General features: G+C 60.2%; 13 protein-coding genes. 5 read left to right on the top strand and 8 right to left on the bottom strand.

Features of this window, described 5'->3' with window-relative positions; translation table 11 throughout:
• Positions 1-4: 4 nt before the first annotated feature.
• Positions 5-856: an STAS domain-containing protein gene (locus tag NK667_RS13250; protein ID WP_054055100.1), complete on the bottom strand. Its 852-nt coding sequence runs from the start codon at positions 854-856 to the stop codon at positions 5-7.
• Positions 857-1,202: 346 nt separating this feature from the next.
• On the opposite strand from NK667_RS13250, the gene NK667_RS13245 reads away from it, so the two are divergent.
• Positions 1,203-1,451, top strand: a complete 249-nt coding sequence (locus tag NK667_RS13245; RefSeq protein WP_054615037.1) for a hypothetical protein — start codon at positions 1,203-1,205, stop codon at positions 1,449-1,451.
• A 162-nt stretch (positions 1,452-1,613) separates the two neighbouring features.
• Here NK667_RS13245 and NK667_RS13240 read toward each other — a convergent pair whose 3' ends face one another.
• Positions 1,614-2,135, bottom strand: a complete 522-nt coding sequence (locus tag NK667_RS13240; protein ID WP_054055104.1) for a DUF4142 domain-containing protein — start codon at positions 2,133-2,135, stop codon at positions 1,614-1,616.
• Positions 2,136-2,352: 217 nt separating this feature from the next.
• On the opposite strand from NK667_RS13240, the gene NK667_RS13235 reads away from it, so the two are divergent.
• A complete protein-coding gene (locus NK667_RS13235; RefSeq protein ID WP_054055106.1) occupies positions 2,353-2,595 on the top strand; it encodes a DUF465 domain-containing protein in 243 nt (80 codons plus the stop codon).
• A gap of 102 nt (positions 2,596-2,697) precedes the next feature.
• On the top strand, positions 2,698-2,871 hold the full coding sequence (locus tag NK667_RS13230; RefSeq protein WP_177331434.1) for a hypothetical protein: 174 nt from the start codon (positions 2,698-2,700) through the stop codon (positions 2,869-2,871).
• A 101-nt stretch (positions 2,872-2,972) separates the two neighbouring features.
• Here NK667_RS13230 and NK667_RS13225 read toward each other — a convergent pair whose 3' ends face one another.
• The 3 genes from NK667_RS13225 to NK667_RS13215 all read right to left on the bottom strand — a co-directional run bounded on the left by NK667_RS13225 (position 2,973) and on the right by NK667_RS13215 (position 6,175).
• Positions 2,973-3,989, bottom strand: a complete 1,017-nt coding sequence (locus NK667_RS13225) for an SMP-30/gluconolactonase/LRE family protein (RefSeq protein ID WP_054616260.1) — start codon at positions 3,987-3,989, stop codon at positions 2,973-2,975.
• A gap of 59 nt (positions 3,990-4,048) precedes the next feature.
• Complete coding sequence (locus NK667_RS13220) at positions 4,049-5,194, bottom strand: SRPBCC family protein (protein ID WP_054615036.1); 1,146 nt, start codon at positions 5,192-5,194, stop codon at positions 4,049-4,051.
• A gap of 117 nt (positions 5,195-5,311) precedes the next feature.
• Complete coding sequence (locus tag NK667_RS13215; RefSeq protein ID WP_054615035.1) at positions 5,312-6,175, bottom strand: LysR family transcriptional regulator; 864 nt, start codon at positions 6,173-6,175, stop codon at positions 5,312-5,314.
• A gap of 317 nt (positions 6,176-6,492) precedes the next feature.
• On the opposite strand from NK667_RS13215, the gene NK667_RS13210 reads away from it, so the two are divergent.
• Positions 6,493-9,123 carry an MGH1-like glycoside hydrolase domain-containing protein gene (locus tag NK667_RS13210; protein WP_054615034.1) on the top strand — a complete coding sequence of 877 codons (2,631 nt, stop codon included), beginning with the start codon at positions 6,493-6,495 and terminating at the stop codon, positions 9,121-9,123.
• A 115-nt stretch (positions 9,124-9,238) separates the two neighbouring features.
• Here the strand turns inward: NK667_RS13210 and NK667_RS13205 are convergent, their stop codons facing one another.
• Together NK667_RS13205 and NK667_RS13200 are read right to left on the bottom strand one after the other, a co-directional pair.
• Positions 9,239-10,951 (bottom strand): hydrogenase maturation protein, encoded by a 1,713-nt coding sequence (locus NK667_RS13205; protein WP_054615033.1) that lies wholly within the window; start codon positions 10,949-10,951, stop codon positions 9,239-9,241.
• A gap of 249 nt (positions 10,952-11,200) precedes the next feature.
• A complete protein-coding gene (locus NK667_RS13200; RefSeq protein WP_054616259.1) occupies positions 11,201-13,048 on the bottom strand; it encodes an amidohydrolase in 1,848 nt (615 codons plus the stop codon).
• A gap of 275 nt (positions 13,049-13,323) precedes the next feature.
• Here NK667_RS13200 and NK667_RS13195 point away from each other — a divergent pair, with 275 nt between their 5' ends.
• The gene (locus NK667_RS13195; protein ID WP_054615032.1) at positions 13,324-13,914 is read left to right on the top strand and encodes a hypothetical protein; all 591 of its coding nucleotides are present in this window, start codon (positions 13,324-13,326) and stop codon (positions 13,912-13,914) included.
• A gap of 80 nt (positions 13,915-13,994) precedes the next feature.
• Here NK667_RS13195 and NK667_RS13190 read toward each other — a convergent pair whose 3' ends face one another.
• The gene (locus tag NK667_RS13190) at positions 13,995-14,309 is read right to left on the bottom strand and encodes an SCP2 sterol-binding domain-containing protein (RefSeq protein WP_019690779.1); all 315 of its coding nucleotides are present in this window, start codon (positions 14,307-14,309) and stop codon (positions 13,995-13,997) included.
• Between the last annotated feature and the right edge of the window lie 23 nt (positions 14,310-14,332).

The raw sequence follows: 14,332 nt of genomic DNA, 5'->3' as shown, positions 1-14,332 counted from the left end.
CGGCTTATACCGCCTTGTTGACGGTCAGTCCCAACCGGGTCAGGGCCAGTTTCAGGGCATCGGCCAGGTTAGCCTTGGTGACCACGCCTTGCAGGTCCAGGCCCAGGTGCACGATGGTCTGGGCGATCTGCGGACGTACGCCGCTGATGATGCAATCGGCGCCCATCAGGCGGATCGCGGTGACCGTCTTGAGCAAGTGTTGCGCCACCAGGGTATCGACAGTCGGCACGCCGGTGATGTCGATGATGGCGATTTCCGAACCGGTGTCGACGATTCGTTGCAGCAGCGATTCCATCACTACCTGAGTGCGTTGCGAGTCTAGGGTGCCGATCATCGGCAGCGCCAGCACGCCATCCCAGAGCTTGACCACCGGGGTCGACAGTTCCAGCAATTCTTCCTGCTGGCGCTTGATCACTGCTTCACGGGACTTCTGGAAGGTGCGGATGGTGTGCATGCCCAAGGAGTCGAGCAGCTCGGAGATTTCCCAGAGTTGTTCGGCCAATTGCGCGGGGTCGTTGCTGTAGTGCGCCTGCAATAAGGTAAACAGCGGGCCCTTGAGGGCGAAGATGAAACTGGCGGTCTGTTGCGAGTCCTGGCCGAGCTGGGCACGGCTTTGGGACAGTTTTTCGAGGAACTGGCGAATATCGTCCCAGCCCGGGGCGGCGACGTTCTGGCTATTGCCCTGTTCCAGCCCGGAAATGATCAGGTGCAGGAAATCCGACGTCTGTTGCTTGAGGTCGAGTTCCTTGATGTTGCGCGTGGCACCACTGGCCTCGAGGCTGTTCGTCCAATTGACGAGCAGTTGCGTCTGGTTGTTTTTGATCGCTTCGAGTGTGTTGCGTTGCAGTGCCGCCATGTGTCTTGACTCCCAAAAGTGTTACGCCGAATCCCCAAAATTGATCGACGCACATCAGTGACATTTGCCGTGCGAAATAGTTGTTCGCTAACGGAAGGATTTTTCATCCCTGGCCACAACTCTAGTAGGCGCTGCCGAAGGCTGCGATCTTTTGATCTTGATCCTGAAGCCTTTTGTAGGAGCAAGGCTTGCCCGCGATGGCGATCTCAAGGGCGCTTTCGCGGGCAAGCCTCGCTCCTACAGGGATCGCGTGTTTCATGCGATGGAACGTTGCGCGGCGCAAGGCTTCGAATCTTCAAGGCCTGGCTGTTTCAGCCGTGCTTGAGTAGTGACGAACGAGGTGCTTATGAAAGACGATTCAATGAGCCAGCAGCAGGATCAGGCGATCAATCGCAATGACCCGGCCATCGACCCGAAGACACCGGGAGATGGCGATAGCAACACCCCTGAACCGGATAGCGCCAACAACGCCGTCGACCAGAAAAATGTCCACACCGACAACGACAACGAGTTCAGCCCCGGTTTTAAACCGCACCCTGACCGGCCGAAGCCTAGCGATGAAACGGATGCCGATATCGATACAGATGGAGGCTAGGCGCCTGGCATAAACCAACTGTGGGGGCGGGCTTGTGTGGGAGCGGGCTTGCTCGCGAAAGCGTCGTGTCAGTCAACGTCAATGTCGACTGATACACCGCTTTCGCGAGCAAGCCCGCTCCCACAAGGGGTTACCGCGGGGTACAGGGTTTTGCGGTGTTAGTTACTTGCTTGGGTGCTTCGCCTGCAGTTCTTTCGCTGCTTCCAGGTGCTTTTGCAGCGCCGGCAGCATTTTCTGCGCAAAGCCTTTCAGCTCGGTGGCGCCAGGTTTTTTGTCGTCGGTCACCGTGTCGGCTTCTTTCTTGAACAGGGCGATGGTGTCTTCGTGGGCCTTGACCTGATTGTTGGCGTAGGCCGCATCGAAGGATTCATCGCGCAGATCAAGGATTTTTGCCTTGGCCTGATTCACAATCGTCGTGCTGTCCGGCACCTCGATGTCATGCTTTTTCGCCAGGGCTGCCAGCTCTTCGTTGGCCTTGGTGTGGTCGGTGATCATCATGTTGGCGAAGGATTTGATGTCTGCCGATGCGCTTTTTTCAAGGGCCAGTTTGCTGGTTTCGACCTCTGCGATGCCGCCAGCCGCTGCGTTATCGACAAAGTCATTGGAAGTGGCGGCGAAAGCGCTGCCCATGCTGGTGCTCAAGGCTACGGCCAGGGCGAGGTGGCGCAGGGTAAATCCGTCCATTGGTTATTCTCCACACGTGTTTTATAAGCGATCGAGGTGATCGTTATTCAGTGGAGGTCGGCGATCGACGAAAGGTTTGATCGCAATTGCAAAACGACGACGAACGGACACCGCTGGTCTGACAGGAGGTCGACAGAACCGGGTAACCGAGGCCATTCTGATAGTTGGTGAACGCAATTGATCGCGTTTGCTGCCGATCAACAAACGGAGGTGTTCCATGCCGGTGCCACACGACCTTTATCAGGACCTGAAAGTTTCCAAGGAAGTCATCCAGCAAAAACGCACCAAGGATCCATTACTGGATTCACTGATCAACAAGTATTCGCAAGCGGACGCCGAGGTGGTCAAGGCTGAGACCGCCAAAACGGATGCGCCCAGCGACGACACCCTGAAAAAGCTCAAGGAACAGCGACTGCTGGTCAAGGACAAGATCGTCAAACAACTCCAGGCGTCGTCCTGAGTCACCGACGACCGGTGACTGAATAATTGGAACGGCGATATAAACCGGCACCTCGAACGTACAGAGTCTCAACAACCCATGACTCGCTGAGAGGTGCCTTCCATGACAAGTCCCAAGTTTCCAAGCGAAGAGCAGGGCGGGTATGACCCGATTCCGACGCGTCCTGAACCGTTGAGCCCGCAGCACATTACCGAGCGTCCGAAGACCAAGCCGGGTATCAATGAGCTACCGGAAGACGACGTAAAACCTGCAAACCCCGATAGCCCAAACACCTAGATCCCCCTGTGGGAGCGAGCCTGCTCGCGAAAGCGGTGTATCAGTCGACATTTGCGTTGACTGACTTGACGCTTTCGCGAGCAAGCCCGCTCCCACAGGGTTTAGTGCAGGGCTTCGGTGAGCGGTAATCGCACCATGTGCTGTTCTTTCAATGATCCAAAGTACAACCATTCCCCATACTCGCGCACGGTGGTGATCGGCGAGTAGTTTCCGCTGCCGGCATCCTGGAGATTGGCAATCACCTTGCCGTCCAGATCCAGTCCCAGCGCGAACGCTCGTCTCTCCACGGGTTTAGGCAAGATCATCAACGCCCGCACGATCATTTTGCGTATGAACGGATGCTGCGCCGTGGCATCCAGCAGTTTGTTGCGCGGTGCATACAGCGCCACCCAGAAACGATCGCGGCCATTGAACGCCAGGTTGTCCGGCAGCCCCGGCAAGTTGTCGATGAACACATCATGCGTCCCGGCTTTCGGCCCGGTCAGCCAATAACGGCTGATGCGATAGGCGCCGGTTTCGTTGACCAGCACATAGGCATCCTCCGGCCCGAGGGTCACGCCGTTGGCGAACTCCAGTTTGTCCATCAGCAGGGCGGTCTTGCCGGTCTGGAAGTCATAGCGCAGCAAACGACCGTCGCCGCCGTGCTCGATGATCGCCTCGCCATCCTTGCCATAACCCCAACGACTCGAAGCATCGCTGAAGTAGGCGTAGTGCCCGGGCTTGTCGATCACCACGTCATCGGTAAAACCGAACGGCACGCCATTCGCCTCCGTGGTCAATGGAATCACCCGACCCTGAGCATCGAGGGACAGCAAACCCTTGACCCCGTCAGCGATCACCAGCAAACCGTTGGGATGCCGCGCCAGCCCCAAAGGCCGGCCACCCGTATCGGTCAGCACGGTCCTGACGCTGCCGTCGAGGCTGCTGCGAATCACCCGGCCGTCATGCAGGCCGGTGAGCAACTCACCGTTTTCCAGCAGCAGCGCCTCGGGCCCGTCGATGTCCGAAGAACCGATGCGCGCCACGTCCTTGAGCCGTTGATTCTCGGCATACACGCCGCTGGTCAGGGATGGCGCCGCTGGGGGTGTCCAGGCCACCGGTTGCACCTTGTTCGGCATCAGCAGCAAATAGGCAACAAAGACGATGATCAGCAGTAACAGAACCCTGAAGACTGCTCTCACGCGCTCACTCCTGCGGGGGCCAGGTGCTTTTGCGCCATCTCGCGCAGCGCCAGCATCGACGCTGCCGATTCATGCTCGATGCGCCGTTTAAGCAGCAGTTGATTGGCGATGCGCATGCCCAAGCCGCGGAACTGATAATCCAGGGTCCGAACAAACCGCGTGCTGCTGCCGAAGGCCTCGCACTCGTAAGTCACCACCAGCGACAACCCATGATCGCCCCGCGCCTGGGCGCTCCAGCGCCGCCCCGGCAGATACTCCTCGACCTCCCAGCTCAAATGCCCGTCACGCCCGCCGGCGCGAATGTCCTCCTCAAACCGCGACCCTGCATGCAGCGGGCCGCCCTGACCATCGACCTTGAGCGACGACGGATGCCACTCCGGCCAACGGGTCACGGTGCTGGCGTAGGCGAGCACGGCAATCGGGTTACCGGCAATCTCGATCTGATGTTGCATGCGGGTCATGGGCGTTCTCGTCGGGTGCGGGTTGGCTTGCTCCGGTTCCCAATAGAGGGTGCCGAACAGGTAGTCCATCAGCGGAAACACGATGTTGAAGTTGCGCTCCTGCATCAGCTCGCGGCGGTGATGCAGTTCATGCAGGTGGCGCATCTGGCGGATCCACGGCAGCCGTGTAATCGGGTTGCGCGGCGGCAAATGCTCGCAGGCATGGAACACTTCATAGGTCAGGTAGCCCAGAACCATGCAGCCGCCGAACAGCCCGGCGACGTTGGCGTTGGCCTGTGAAAACAGCCACCACAGGGGCAGGGTAATCACTACCGTGTGCAACACAATCAGCCACGCCGGGAACAGAATCACCCGCCAGTCCCGGGCGCTGTCGTAGGTCATGTGGCCAGGGGCGAAAAAACTATGATGGTCGCCGGCATGCCGGGCGTAAAACATCCGCGCGAAGCTCTTCTTGTGATGCCCGAGATGCCGATGCACCACGTACACGCCGAAGTTGAAGAACAGCAGCGTCAGCGGCACCGCCAGCCATTCCAGCGGCTGGACTTGCTGCACCGTGTGCCAAAAGCCGCCGATGGCAACGATGCCGAACAGCAGCACAAACGCGCCGTGCAGCCATGGATTGTAGAGCCGATGAATGTCGGCGCGGTAACGGGTGCGAAATGCCTGGGTGGTCTGCCTCACTGCAATCACCTGTGATTATTGTTATCACAGCAGATTAGCCGATCCCGCCGATCCGGCTCGACCAACCTTAAGGGCACAAACGCCATGCTCGGGTGCAAAAGCCGCTTCTGGATGTGCTCAGCTCAGCGGGTTCCAGCGCTGGGACCAGTCATCGTCGATCTTGATCACTTCGCGCAGCAGGTCGAACGCCTGTTGCAGCGTCGCTGAATCCCGATCCCGGGAGTAAACCAGGTAGGTCGGGTAACTGAATTCCGGGGCTTTGGGCACGGCTTCGAGCACGCCGCTTTCCAGGTAACTCTGCACCACCCGCGTACGGAAATAACCGCTGCCGCCATGCTCCAGCAGGTACTGCAACGCCAGTGGCCCGAGGTTGAAACTCAAGGCAGCCTTGGCTTTTTCCGGCAGGGCGGCATCGTGCTGGCGGCGGAAGTCCGGGCCCCAGTCGATGTACACGTACGGGTCGGGTTGGCCGGCCAGGCGCACGAGGATCAGTTTTTCTTCCAGCACCTGCTCGACTTGCAGGCGCGGCCAGTATTCGGGCTGGTAGACCAGCGCCGCGTCGAGCACCCCCAGTTCCAGTTGGCGCAGCAGGTTTTCGCCGTCGCGTATTTCCATGCGCAGGGCGTGGCTGGGGATTTTCTCCCTCAGCTCGGCGGCCCAACTGAGCATCAGCGGGTTGCACAGGCTGACCTCACCGCCGATGTGCAACACGTCGCGATAGCCTTCGGGCAACGGCAGGTCGCGGCGGGCGGCTTCCCAGGTTTGCACCAGTTGATTGGCGTAAACCACAAAGGCCTTGCCGTTCGGCGTCAGGCGCGCACCGGCACGGTTGCGCACGAACAGCGTGCTGCCGAGCTGGCTTTCGAGTTTCTGCACCCGGGCGGTGATCGCGGTCTGGGTCACGTGGAGTTTTTCCGCGGCGGCGGCGAGGCTGCCGTGGCGGACGATTTCCAGGAAGGTGCGGGCGAGGTCGATGTCCATGGGGTGGCCGAAGAGAGAGGTGCCCGCATTGTAAGAGCAGCCATGGCCTACGCCTATCTCCAAGCTTGCCTTTGTAGTAGCTGTCGAGCACCGCGAGGCAGCGTTCGGCGGCGAAGCCGTCGTGATCCGGCTATCTCGAATTGTCTGATTCTACGGGTCGGTTGTTTTACGACTGCTTCGCAGCCGAACGCTGCCTCGCGGTGCTCGACAGCTGCTACGGGCGATTTGCGGTCGCTTCAAAGGTGTCAGAGTTTTCACATTCTTGCAGGACCGTGCGCACTACACTGCAACCGTCTCCCGCCCCAACGGACCACCCCATGCCGGCAAAACCCGCAGCGAACATCCTCGACACCCCTGAAGGCCAGCGCCTGGCCGGCAGCGAGGCCCAGGACTGGCGCGAGTGGGGGCCTTACTTGAGCGAACGGCAGTGGGGCACGGTGCGCGAGGATTACAGCCGCGACGGCGATGCCTGGCGCTATTTTCCCCATGAACACGCGCGCAGCCGTGCTTATCGCTGGGGCGAGGATGGCCTCGCCGGGTTCTCCGACAAGGCCCAGCACTGGTGCCTGGGCCTGGGCTTGTGGAACGAGCGCGACCCGATTCTCAAAGAGCGCCTGTTCGGCCTGAACAACAGCGAAGGCAATCACGGCGAAGACGTCAAGGAACTGTATTTCTACGTCGATGGCGTACCGAGCCATGCCTACATGCGCATGCTCTACAAATACCCGCAGGCCGAATTCCCTTACACCGATTTGGTCCGCGAAAACGCCCGCCGTGGCCTGGCGGAGACCGAATACGAAATCCTCGACACCGGGGTGTTCGACGACAATCGCTATTTCGACGTGACCGTGGAATACGCCAAGCACACCGCTGACGACATCTTCATGCGCGTCACCGTGCACAACCGCGCCGATCAACCCGCGCGCCTGCACGTTTTGCCGCACCTGTGGGCGCGCAACACCTGGAGCTGGATCGCCGATGGCGAAAAACCGAGCCTGAGCCTCGACGGCCATCAGGTCCTGGCTCGTCATCCGCTGCTGGCCGACCGACAAGCCACTGCCTGGGGCGAGGCCGATTGCGAGTGGCTGTTCTGCGAAAACCAGAGCAACTTCCCCAAGCTCGACGGTGTGCCTGCGCAGGGGCCGTTCAAGGACGGGATCAACGATTTTATTGTCGATGGCGTTACCGACGCGGTGCGGCATGACAGCGGAACCAAGGTCGCCGCGCATTTCGTGCTGACCTTCGACCCCGGCCAGACCCGCAGCGTGTTCCTGCGCTTTGCCCCGCAGGGCTCCCCGCAAATCAACGCCCGAACCTTGTTCGAGCAACGCCGGGCCGAAGCCGATGGCTTCTACGCCGCGCTGCAAACCGAGATCAAAGACGCCGATGCACGGAATGTGCAGCGCCAGGCCCTGGCCGGGTTGCTCTGGTCGAAACAGCTCTACTATTTCGACGTCAACCAATGGCTCGACGGCGATCCGGCACAACCCGCGCCACCACCCGAGCGCATGCATATTCGCAATACGCACTGGCGACACCTGTCGAATTTCGACATCGTTTCGATGCCCGACACTTGGGAATACCCGTGGTATGCGTCGTGGGATCTGGGCTTTCAAGCGGTGGCGTTTGCGCTGATCGATCCGGGCTTCGCCAAGCATCAATTATTGCTGCTGGTCAAAGACCGCTTCATGCACCCCAACGGCCAATTGCCGGCCTACGAATGGCGCTTCGACGACGCCAACCCGCCGGTGCATGCCTGGGCCTGTTGGCGGGTGTATCAGCAAGACAAGGCGTTGACCGGGGCAGGGGACATGGACTTCCTTGAACGGATCTTCCACAAGTTGCTTCTGAATTTTTCCTGGTGGGTCAATCGCAAGGACGCCGAGGGTCGCAACCTGTTCCAGGGCGGTTTTCTCGGGCTGGACAATATTGCGCTGTTCGACCGCTCGGCGACTTTACCGCCCGGTTATCAACTCGATCAGGCCGACGGCACGGCGTGGGTTGCCGCCTATGCGCTGGACCTGATGCGCATCGCCCTGGAGCTGGCCAAGCGCAACAGCGTGTACGTCGACATCGCGGTGAAGTTCTTCGAACACTTCCTCTACATCGCCGGGGCGATCAATAAAATCGACTCTGACGCCGAAGGCTTGTGGGACGAGCAGGATCAGTTTTTCTATGACGTGTTGCACCGTCCCGATGGGGTTAACGAGCCGCTGCGTTTGCGCTCGATTGTCGGCCTGATGCCGCTGTTTGCGGTGCAGGTTCTGGAGCAGCACGAACACGAAGGCCTGCCTGGTTTGCGCGAGCGATTGCTCGGGTTTATGCGCCATCGCCCGGACCTGGCCAGCCTGGTGTCGCGCTGGACCGAGCCCGGTGAAGGCAATCGCATGTTGCTGGCGTTGCTTCGGGGCGAACGCACCAAGGACCTGCTCAAGCGCATGCTCGACGAGGGTGAATTTCTCTCGCCGTTCGGCATCCGTTCCTTGTCCAAGGCCTTCGCTGAACAGCCTTTCGGCATCCGCATCAACGGCGACAGCCTGTGCGCCCATTACGAACCGGCGGAATCCGAGTCGCGGCTGTACGGCGGCAACTCCAACTGGCGCGGGTCGGTGTGGATGCCGATCAACTACATGCTGATCGAATCCTTGCGCGAGTTTCACCGGTACTACGATCAGAACTTCTCGGTGGAGTACCCGACGGGCTCGGGTTTTCTGGCGTCGCTGGAAGAGGTCGCGGACAGCTTGAGCCAGCGCCTGACCAAGCTGTTTCTGCGGGATGAAGAGGGTAATCGGCCGTCGATGGCTGGCTATGCGCAGTTGCAGGCTGACCCGGCGAGTCGCGATCTGGTGCTGTTCCATGAGTACTTTCATGGCGAGACCGGGCGCGGGTTGGGGGCCAGCCATCAGACTGGGTGGACGGCTTTAGTGGCGCTTTTGTTGCAGCCTTGAGACCGAGTTATCGTTCTTCGCGAGCAAGCCCGCTCCCACATTGAATTTGCGGTGAATACAAATCCCCTGTGGGAGCGGGCTTGCTCGCGAAGAGGCCATCACAGACGCCGAAAAATCAACCGGCTAACTCAATTGCCCTGGCCCACTCCGCCACCAACCGCTGCGGCGTCCCGCACGCCTTGCGCTTCAGCACAAAGTTGCGGCACTTCTCGGCAAATTGCTTACGGTTCTGCACCATGTCCAGGTGCATCTCCTCCAGCTCAGCATTCCGGCAATGCTGCATCAACTGCGTATCGCTACGCCCCTTGCGCTCGCGAATCGCCGCATACGCCGGATCACTCAACGCGCCGTTGGCCCGTTGCAACAACCACAAGCCAAACTCATCCGGGCAACGCGGACCAATCTCCTGGACCATGCCCAGTTGCAACGCCTGGGTCGCGCTGACCGGCAGGCAGTCTTCCGTGAGTTTCTCCGCCATGGCCTGGCCCACGGCGCGAGGCAGGCTGTAGGTCCAGTATTCGGAGCCGTACAGGCCCATGGTTTTGTAGTGCGGATTGAGCACGATTTCGGCGCGGGCGAAGACGATGTCGGCGGCCAGCGCCAGCATCACACCGCCGGCCCCGGCACTGCCGGTCACTCCGCTGATCACCAATTGTCGGGCGGTGAGCAGTTCCTCGCAGACATCATCGATCGCCTGAATATTCGCCCAGGCTTCCAGTCCCGGCACTTCGGCGGCCTGAATCACATTCAGGTGCACGCCATTCGAAAAGCTGCCGCGTCCGCCCTTGATCAGCAGCGCCTTGGTGTCCCGCGCCTTGGCCCAGCGCAGTGCGTCTACCAACCGCTGGCATTGCTCGGTACTCATGGCGCCGTTGTAGAACTCGAAGGTCAACTCGCCGACTTGCCCGGATTCGCGATAACGGATCGGTTGATAGGCTTCGGTGTTGAACGGGTTTGAGGCGATTGACCAATCCAGGGTTGGCACTTCGCGCAACTGCTGCGCGAGTACATGCCGGGCCGGGCGCTTGAAAGTCTCTTCGCCGGGCAACGGTTTGCGCCGCAACGATCCGATCCACACGCTGTGATCACCGGTTGCCACCAGCACCGCATCGTCATGCACTGCCAGAATTTCTCCCGGCGTGCCGCTGCGTGCGTCCAGATGAGCGTCATACACGTAGTACTGACCGCCCGCCAGGCTGGCCAACACACCGGGCTGACCGTCGGCCGCGTCGATGCTGCGTTTGATAAAGCGTGAGCAGTCGTGCCAACTGAAGGTGCGGTCGGCCTGTTTCATGTTCGGCTGCAAGCGGCCTAACACTTGATGCTGGCTGTAATCCACCGGCACCGGCACGAAACCGGCGACGAATTTTTCCACGACTTCGCGGATGCAACGAATCGCCGCGTCGCTGACCCGCCCGTTGTACAGCTCGGATTTGCGCAGGCCTTGCGGCAGGTTGAACTCGCACGTGGCCCAGACCGGCCCGGCGTCCATTTCCTCCACCGCTTGCAACGCGGTGACGCCCCAACGCTCCCGTTCATGGGTGATCGCCCAGTCCAGCGCGCTGGCGCCGCGATCACCGACGATGCCCGGATGGATGATCACCACCGGGCGCCGGGTGTTGCTCCACAGCTGTTGCGGCACCCGGTCCTTGAGGAACGGGCAGATCACCAGATCGGCGCCGCAGTATTCGATTTGTTGAAGCACCGCGTCTGCGTCGGTAAACAACACCACGCTGGGTGAGTGCCCGGCCTCGCGCAATTCCAGCCAGGCCCGTTGGGTCAGGCCGTTGAAGGCGGATGACAGCAGAATGATCTTGAGTGAACGCATGAGTGCCTCTTCCTTGAGCATGTGCAGCCGCGGCTCCCAATGAGCCGTCCCTGGCTTTCGATGGAAGCGCGATGGTAGTGATTGCGCGAAGGTGGGCTACTGACGGGGATCAAGCATTTACAGATCAATGCGGGATCAATGTGGGAGCGGGCTTGCTCGCGAAGGCGTCGTGTCAGTCAACGTCAATGTCGACTGATACACCGCTTTCGCGAGTAAGCCCGCTCCCACAGGGGGGATTGTCTGTGTTGGTTAGAACGCGAAACAGGAACAGCCAAACGCGCCCCAGAACCCTTGGAAGTCACTGATCGGCGCCGACGACATCCGCGCCCGCTGGTGGCTGTGGGCATGCACCGCACACGCGCCGACACACTGGTGAACCTGCGCCGTCAGCGGCGCCAACGGTTGCCAGTGTCCCGGCACCTTGGTCACCGGTGACCACTCGGGCACGACCGGAATTGGCGGCGGTGAGAGTTTTTCAAACTCGGCGTTGCCGTAGACGATCTTGCCATCGACGATGGTCAGCACCGATTCGATCCACTTGATCGCTTCGTCGTCGATGTGAAAGTAGTCCGCCGACAGCGCAATCAAATCCGCCAGTTGCCCGACCTTGATCTGGCCTTTCTTGCCTTGCTCGGAGGAGAACCAGGCGCTGCCATGGGTGAACAATTCCAGCGCGGTGTCGCGGCTGAGGCCTTGCGGGTACAACTCCATACCACCGACGGTGCGACCGCTGACCAGCCAGTACATCGAGGTCCATGGGTTGTAGCTGGACACGCGCGTGGCGTCGGTGCCGGCGCCGACCGGAATGCCTTCTGCCAGCATGCGCGCGATGGGCGGTGTGTGTTCGGCGGCTTTGGCGCCGTAGCGGTCGACGAAGTATTCACCCTGGAACGCCATGCGATCCTGAATCGCAATGCCGCCGCCCAAGGCTTTGACCCGTTCGATGTTCTGCGGAGTGATGGTTTCGGCATGATCGAAAAACCATGGCAAGCCATTGAAGGGAATGTCGCGGTTGACCTTCTCGAACACGTCGAGCATGCGGCTGATGGATTCGTTGTACGTGGCGTGCAGGCGGAACGGCCAGCGCTGCTCGACGAGGTGGCGGACCACCGGTTCCAGCTCCTGCTCCATGGTCTGAGGCAAGTCGGGGCGCGGTTCGAGGAAGTCTTCGAAATCTGCCGCCGAGAACACCAGCATTTCCCCGGCACCGTTGTGCCGCAGGAAGTCGTCGCCCTGACCGTAGTGCGAGGTACTGGTCCAGTTCTTGAAGTCGGTCAGCTCTTCCTTGGGTTTCTGGGTGAACAGGTTGTAGGCGATGCGCACCGTGAGTTGCTGGTCTTTGGCCAGTTGCTGAATGACTTGATAGTCGTCCGGGTAGTTCTGATAGCCGCCACCGGCATCGATAGCACTGGTCAGGCCGAGTCGATTGAGTTCGCGCATGAACTGGCGGGTCGAGTTGACCTGATATTCCAGCGGCAGCTTCGGTCCCTTGGCCAGCGTCGAGTAGAGGATCATCGCGTTCGGGCGCGCGATCAGCATGCCGGTCGGGTCACCATTCGCGTCACGAACGATCTCGCCACCCGGTGGGTTCGGTGTGTCGCGGGTGTAGCCGACCACTTTCAGCGCCGCGCGGTTGAGCAGGGCGCGATCGTAGAGGTGCAGCACGAACACCGGCGTATCCGGCGCTGCCTTGTTCAGTTCTTCAATCGTCGGCAGGCGTTTTTCGGCGAACTGGAATTCATTCCAGCCCCCGACCACCCGCACCCATTGCGGCGTGGGTGTGCGGTCCGCCTGGTCCTTGAGCATGCGCAAAGCATCGACCAGTGACGGCACGCCTTCCCAGCGCAGTTCGAGGTTGTAATTCAGGCCGCCGCGAATCAGGTGCAGGTGCGAGTCGTTAAGGCCAGGGATCACCGTGCGCCCATGCAGGTCGATGATCTGCGTACCGGGGCCTTGCAGGGCCATGGCCTGGGCGTCGCTGCCCACCACCACGAAGCGTCCGTCCTTGATCGCCACGGCGCTGGCCTGGGGCTTCTTGCGGTCAACGGTGTGCAAGCGTCCGTTGTACAAAATCAGATCGGCCGGGGCATCAGGCATGGTTTTACTCCCTGCGAAAAGTGGGCTGACCCAGGCACCGACGGCGCCTGCCGAAAGGCCTTGCAGTACACGGCGGCGGTTGAATCCGTCGTGCTCGTCAGGTGGGCTCATGGCAGTCTTCTCCGCTCAGTTCTTCATAAAAAAACAGGGATTGAACAGCCGATGTCTGACGCATGCGGCCAGAAGGAATATAGACGCCAAATCCATGGCCGGCCTGTTTTAACTCAAGGGTAGATCGGTTAGATTCCCCGCCCGCCCAAACAAGGATGTAGACGATGATTAGACTCAGTAAGCCGAAAGGTATTTTGATCGCGGCACTGATTGCCGTCGGTCTGGGCGGGACTTACCTCTACGCCGGGCAGAGCAGCAGCCTTCCTGACCAGGTGATGATGACGTCTCGCGAGGCAGGCCCTGTCGGGCCGAGGTTTGATGCGACGAAATGGTTTCGAAGTGGCATGTACGTGCCGCAAGAGCTCGACGGCGGGATCAATCCGTACATCATGACGCGCCGCGAGCCGTTTGTTTTCAAGGCCAAGGACAACGTATTCCTGGTCCAGGAAACCCTTGAGGCGCTGAAAGATGTTCAGCCTGAAGTGAATACTCAGCAGATCTGGGATACATGGCCGGTGCTGACTCGACGTGTACGTTACGAATCCAGCGTTTTCCTGGCCCCGGATAAGCCGGCGGATCTTTACAACCTGTATCTGCAAGTGAGTTATCGCAGGTTTGTCATCAGCCTCAGGCTCGAAGGCGACGAAGGTGAACTGCGTTATGACGGTGATGTGACCGAGGTCAACAGCGTCGATGCGCTGGAAGAAGAGCACACCAAAATCTTCGAAGAAATGGACGACGCCGGCACGCGTTGAGCCCACAAACGACAAATCCCGCCATAGAGACGGGATTCGTGTGCAGCCAGAGAGGCTCCCCGAAGCAGGGAGCCGTCATCTTACGAAGGGAACAGCTCGGACAGTTTCATCGCCAGCATCATGTCGCCTTCAGCGCGCAGTTTGCCGCCCATGAACGCCTGCATACCGTCGGTCGAACCGTCGACGATGCCTTCCAGGGTTTCGCCGTCCATCACCAGAGTGACCTGGGCGTCCGGGTTCTCGCCTTCTTTGAGCTCGCAGGTGCTGTCTTTGACGATCAGCGAGAAGTTCTTGGTGTCGTCGATGCGGAAACCGAATACCAGGTCCAGACCGGCAGCAGCGGCTGGGTTGAACTTGGCTTTCATTGCTTGTACGGCATCAGCTACGGAGGTCATGGTTCGATCCTTTCTTGGTTAAT

The organism is Pseudomonas nunensis (assembly GCF_024296925.1).
Lineage (GTDB): Bacteria > Pseudomonadota > Gammaproteobacteria > Pseudomonadales > Pseudomonadaceae > Aquipseudomonas > Aquipseudomonas nunensis.
This window is presented reverse-complemented; position numbering and strand designations above follow the sequence as displayed.

What these genes read in the sequence shown, in the direction of transcription:
- NK667_RS13215 (WP_054615035.1), bottom strand. Translation starts at nt 6,175, where the DNA reads ATGGACATCGACCTCGCCCGCACCTTCCTGGAAATCGTCCGCCACGGC.
- NK667_RS13200 (WP_054616259.1), bottom strand. Translation starts at nt 13,048, where the DNA reads ATGCCTGATGCCCCGGCCGATCTGATTTTGTACAACGGACGCTTGCAC.
- NK667_RS13250 (WP_054055100.1), bottom strand. Translation starts at nt 856, where the DNA reads ATGGCGGCACTGCAACGCAACACACTCGAAGCGATCAAAAACAACCAG.
- NK667_RS13205 (WP_054615033.1), bottom strand. Translation starts at nt 10,951, where the DNA reads ATGCGTTCACTCAAGATCATTCTGCTGTCATCCGCCTTCAACGGCCTG.
- NK667_RS13245 (WP_054615037.1), top strand. Translation starts at nt 1,203, where the DNA reads ATGAAAGACGATTCAATGAGCCAGCAGCAGGATCAGGCGATCAATCGC.
- NK667_RS13190 (WP_019690779.1), bottom strand. Translation starts at nt 14,309, where the DNA reads ATGACCTCCGTAGCTGATGCCGTACAAGCAATGAAAGCCAAGTTCAAC.
- NK667_RS13225 (WP_054616260.1), bottom strand. Translation starts at nt 3,989, where the DNA reads ATGCCGAACAAGGTGCAACCGGTGGCCTGGACACCCCCAGCGGCGCCA.
- NK667_RS13235 (WP_054055106.1), top strand. Translation starts at nt 2,353, where the DNA reads ATGCCGGTGCCACACGACCTTTATCAGGACCTGAAAGTTTCCAAGGAA.
- NK667_RS13210 (WP_054615034.1), top strand. Translation starts at nt 6,493, where the DNA reads ATGCCGGCAAAACCCGCAGCGAACATCCTCGACACCCCTGAAGGCCAG.
- NK667_RS13195 (WP_054615032.1), top strand. Translation starts at nt 13,324, where the DNA reads ATGATTAGACTCAGTAAGCCGAAAGGTATTTTGATCGCGGCACTGATT.
- NK667_RS13240 (WP_054055104.1), bottom strand. Translation starts at nt 2,135, where the DNA reads ATGGACGGATTTACCCTGCGCCACCTCGCCCTGGCCGTAGCCTTGAGC.
- NK667_RS13230 (WP_177331434.1), top strand. Translation starts at nt 2,698, where the DNA reads ATGACAAGTCCCAAGTTTCCAAGCGAAGAGCAGGGCGGGTATGACCCG.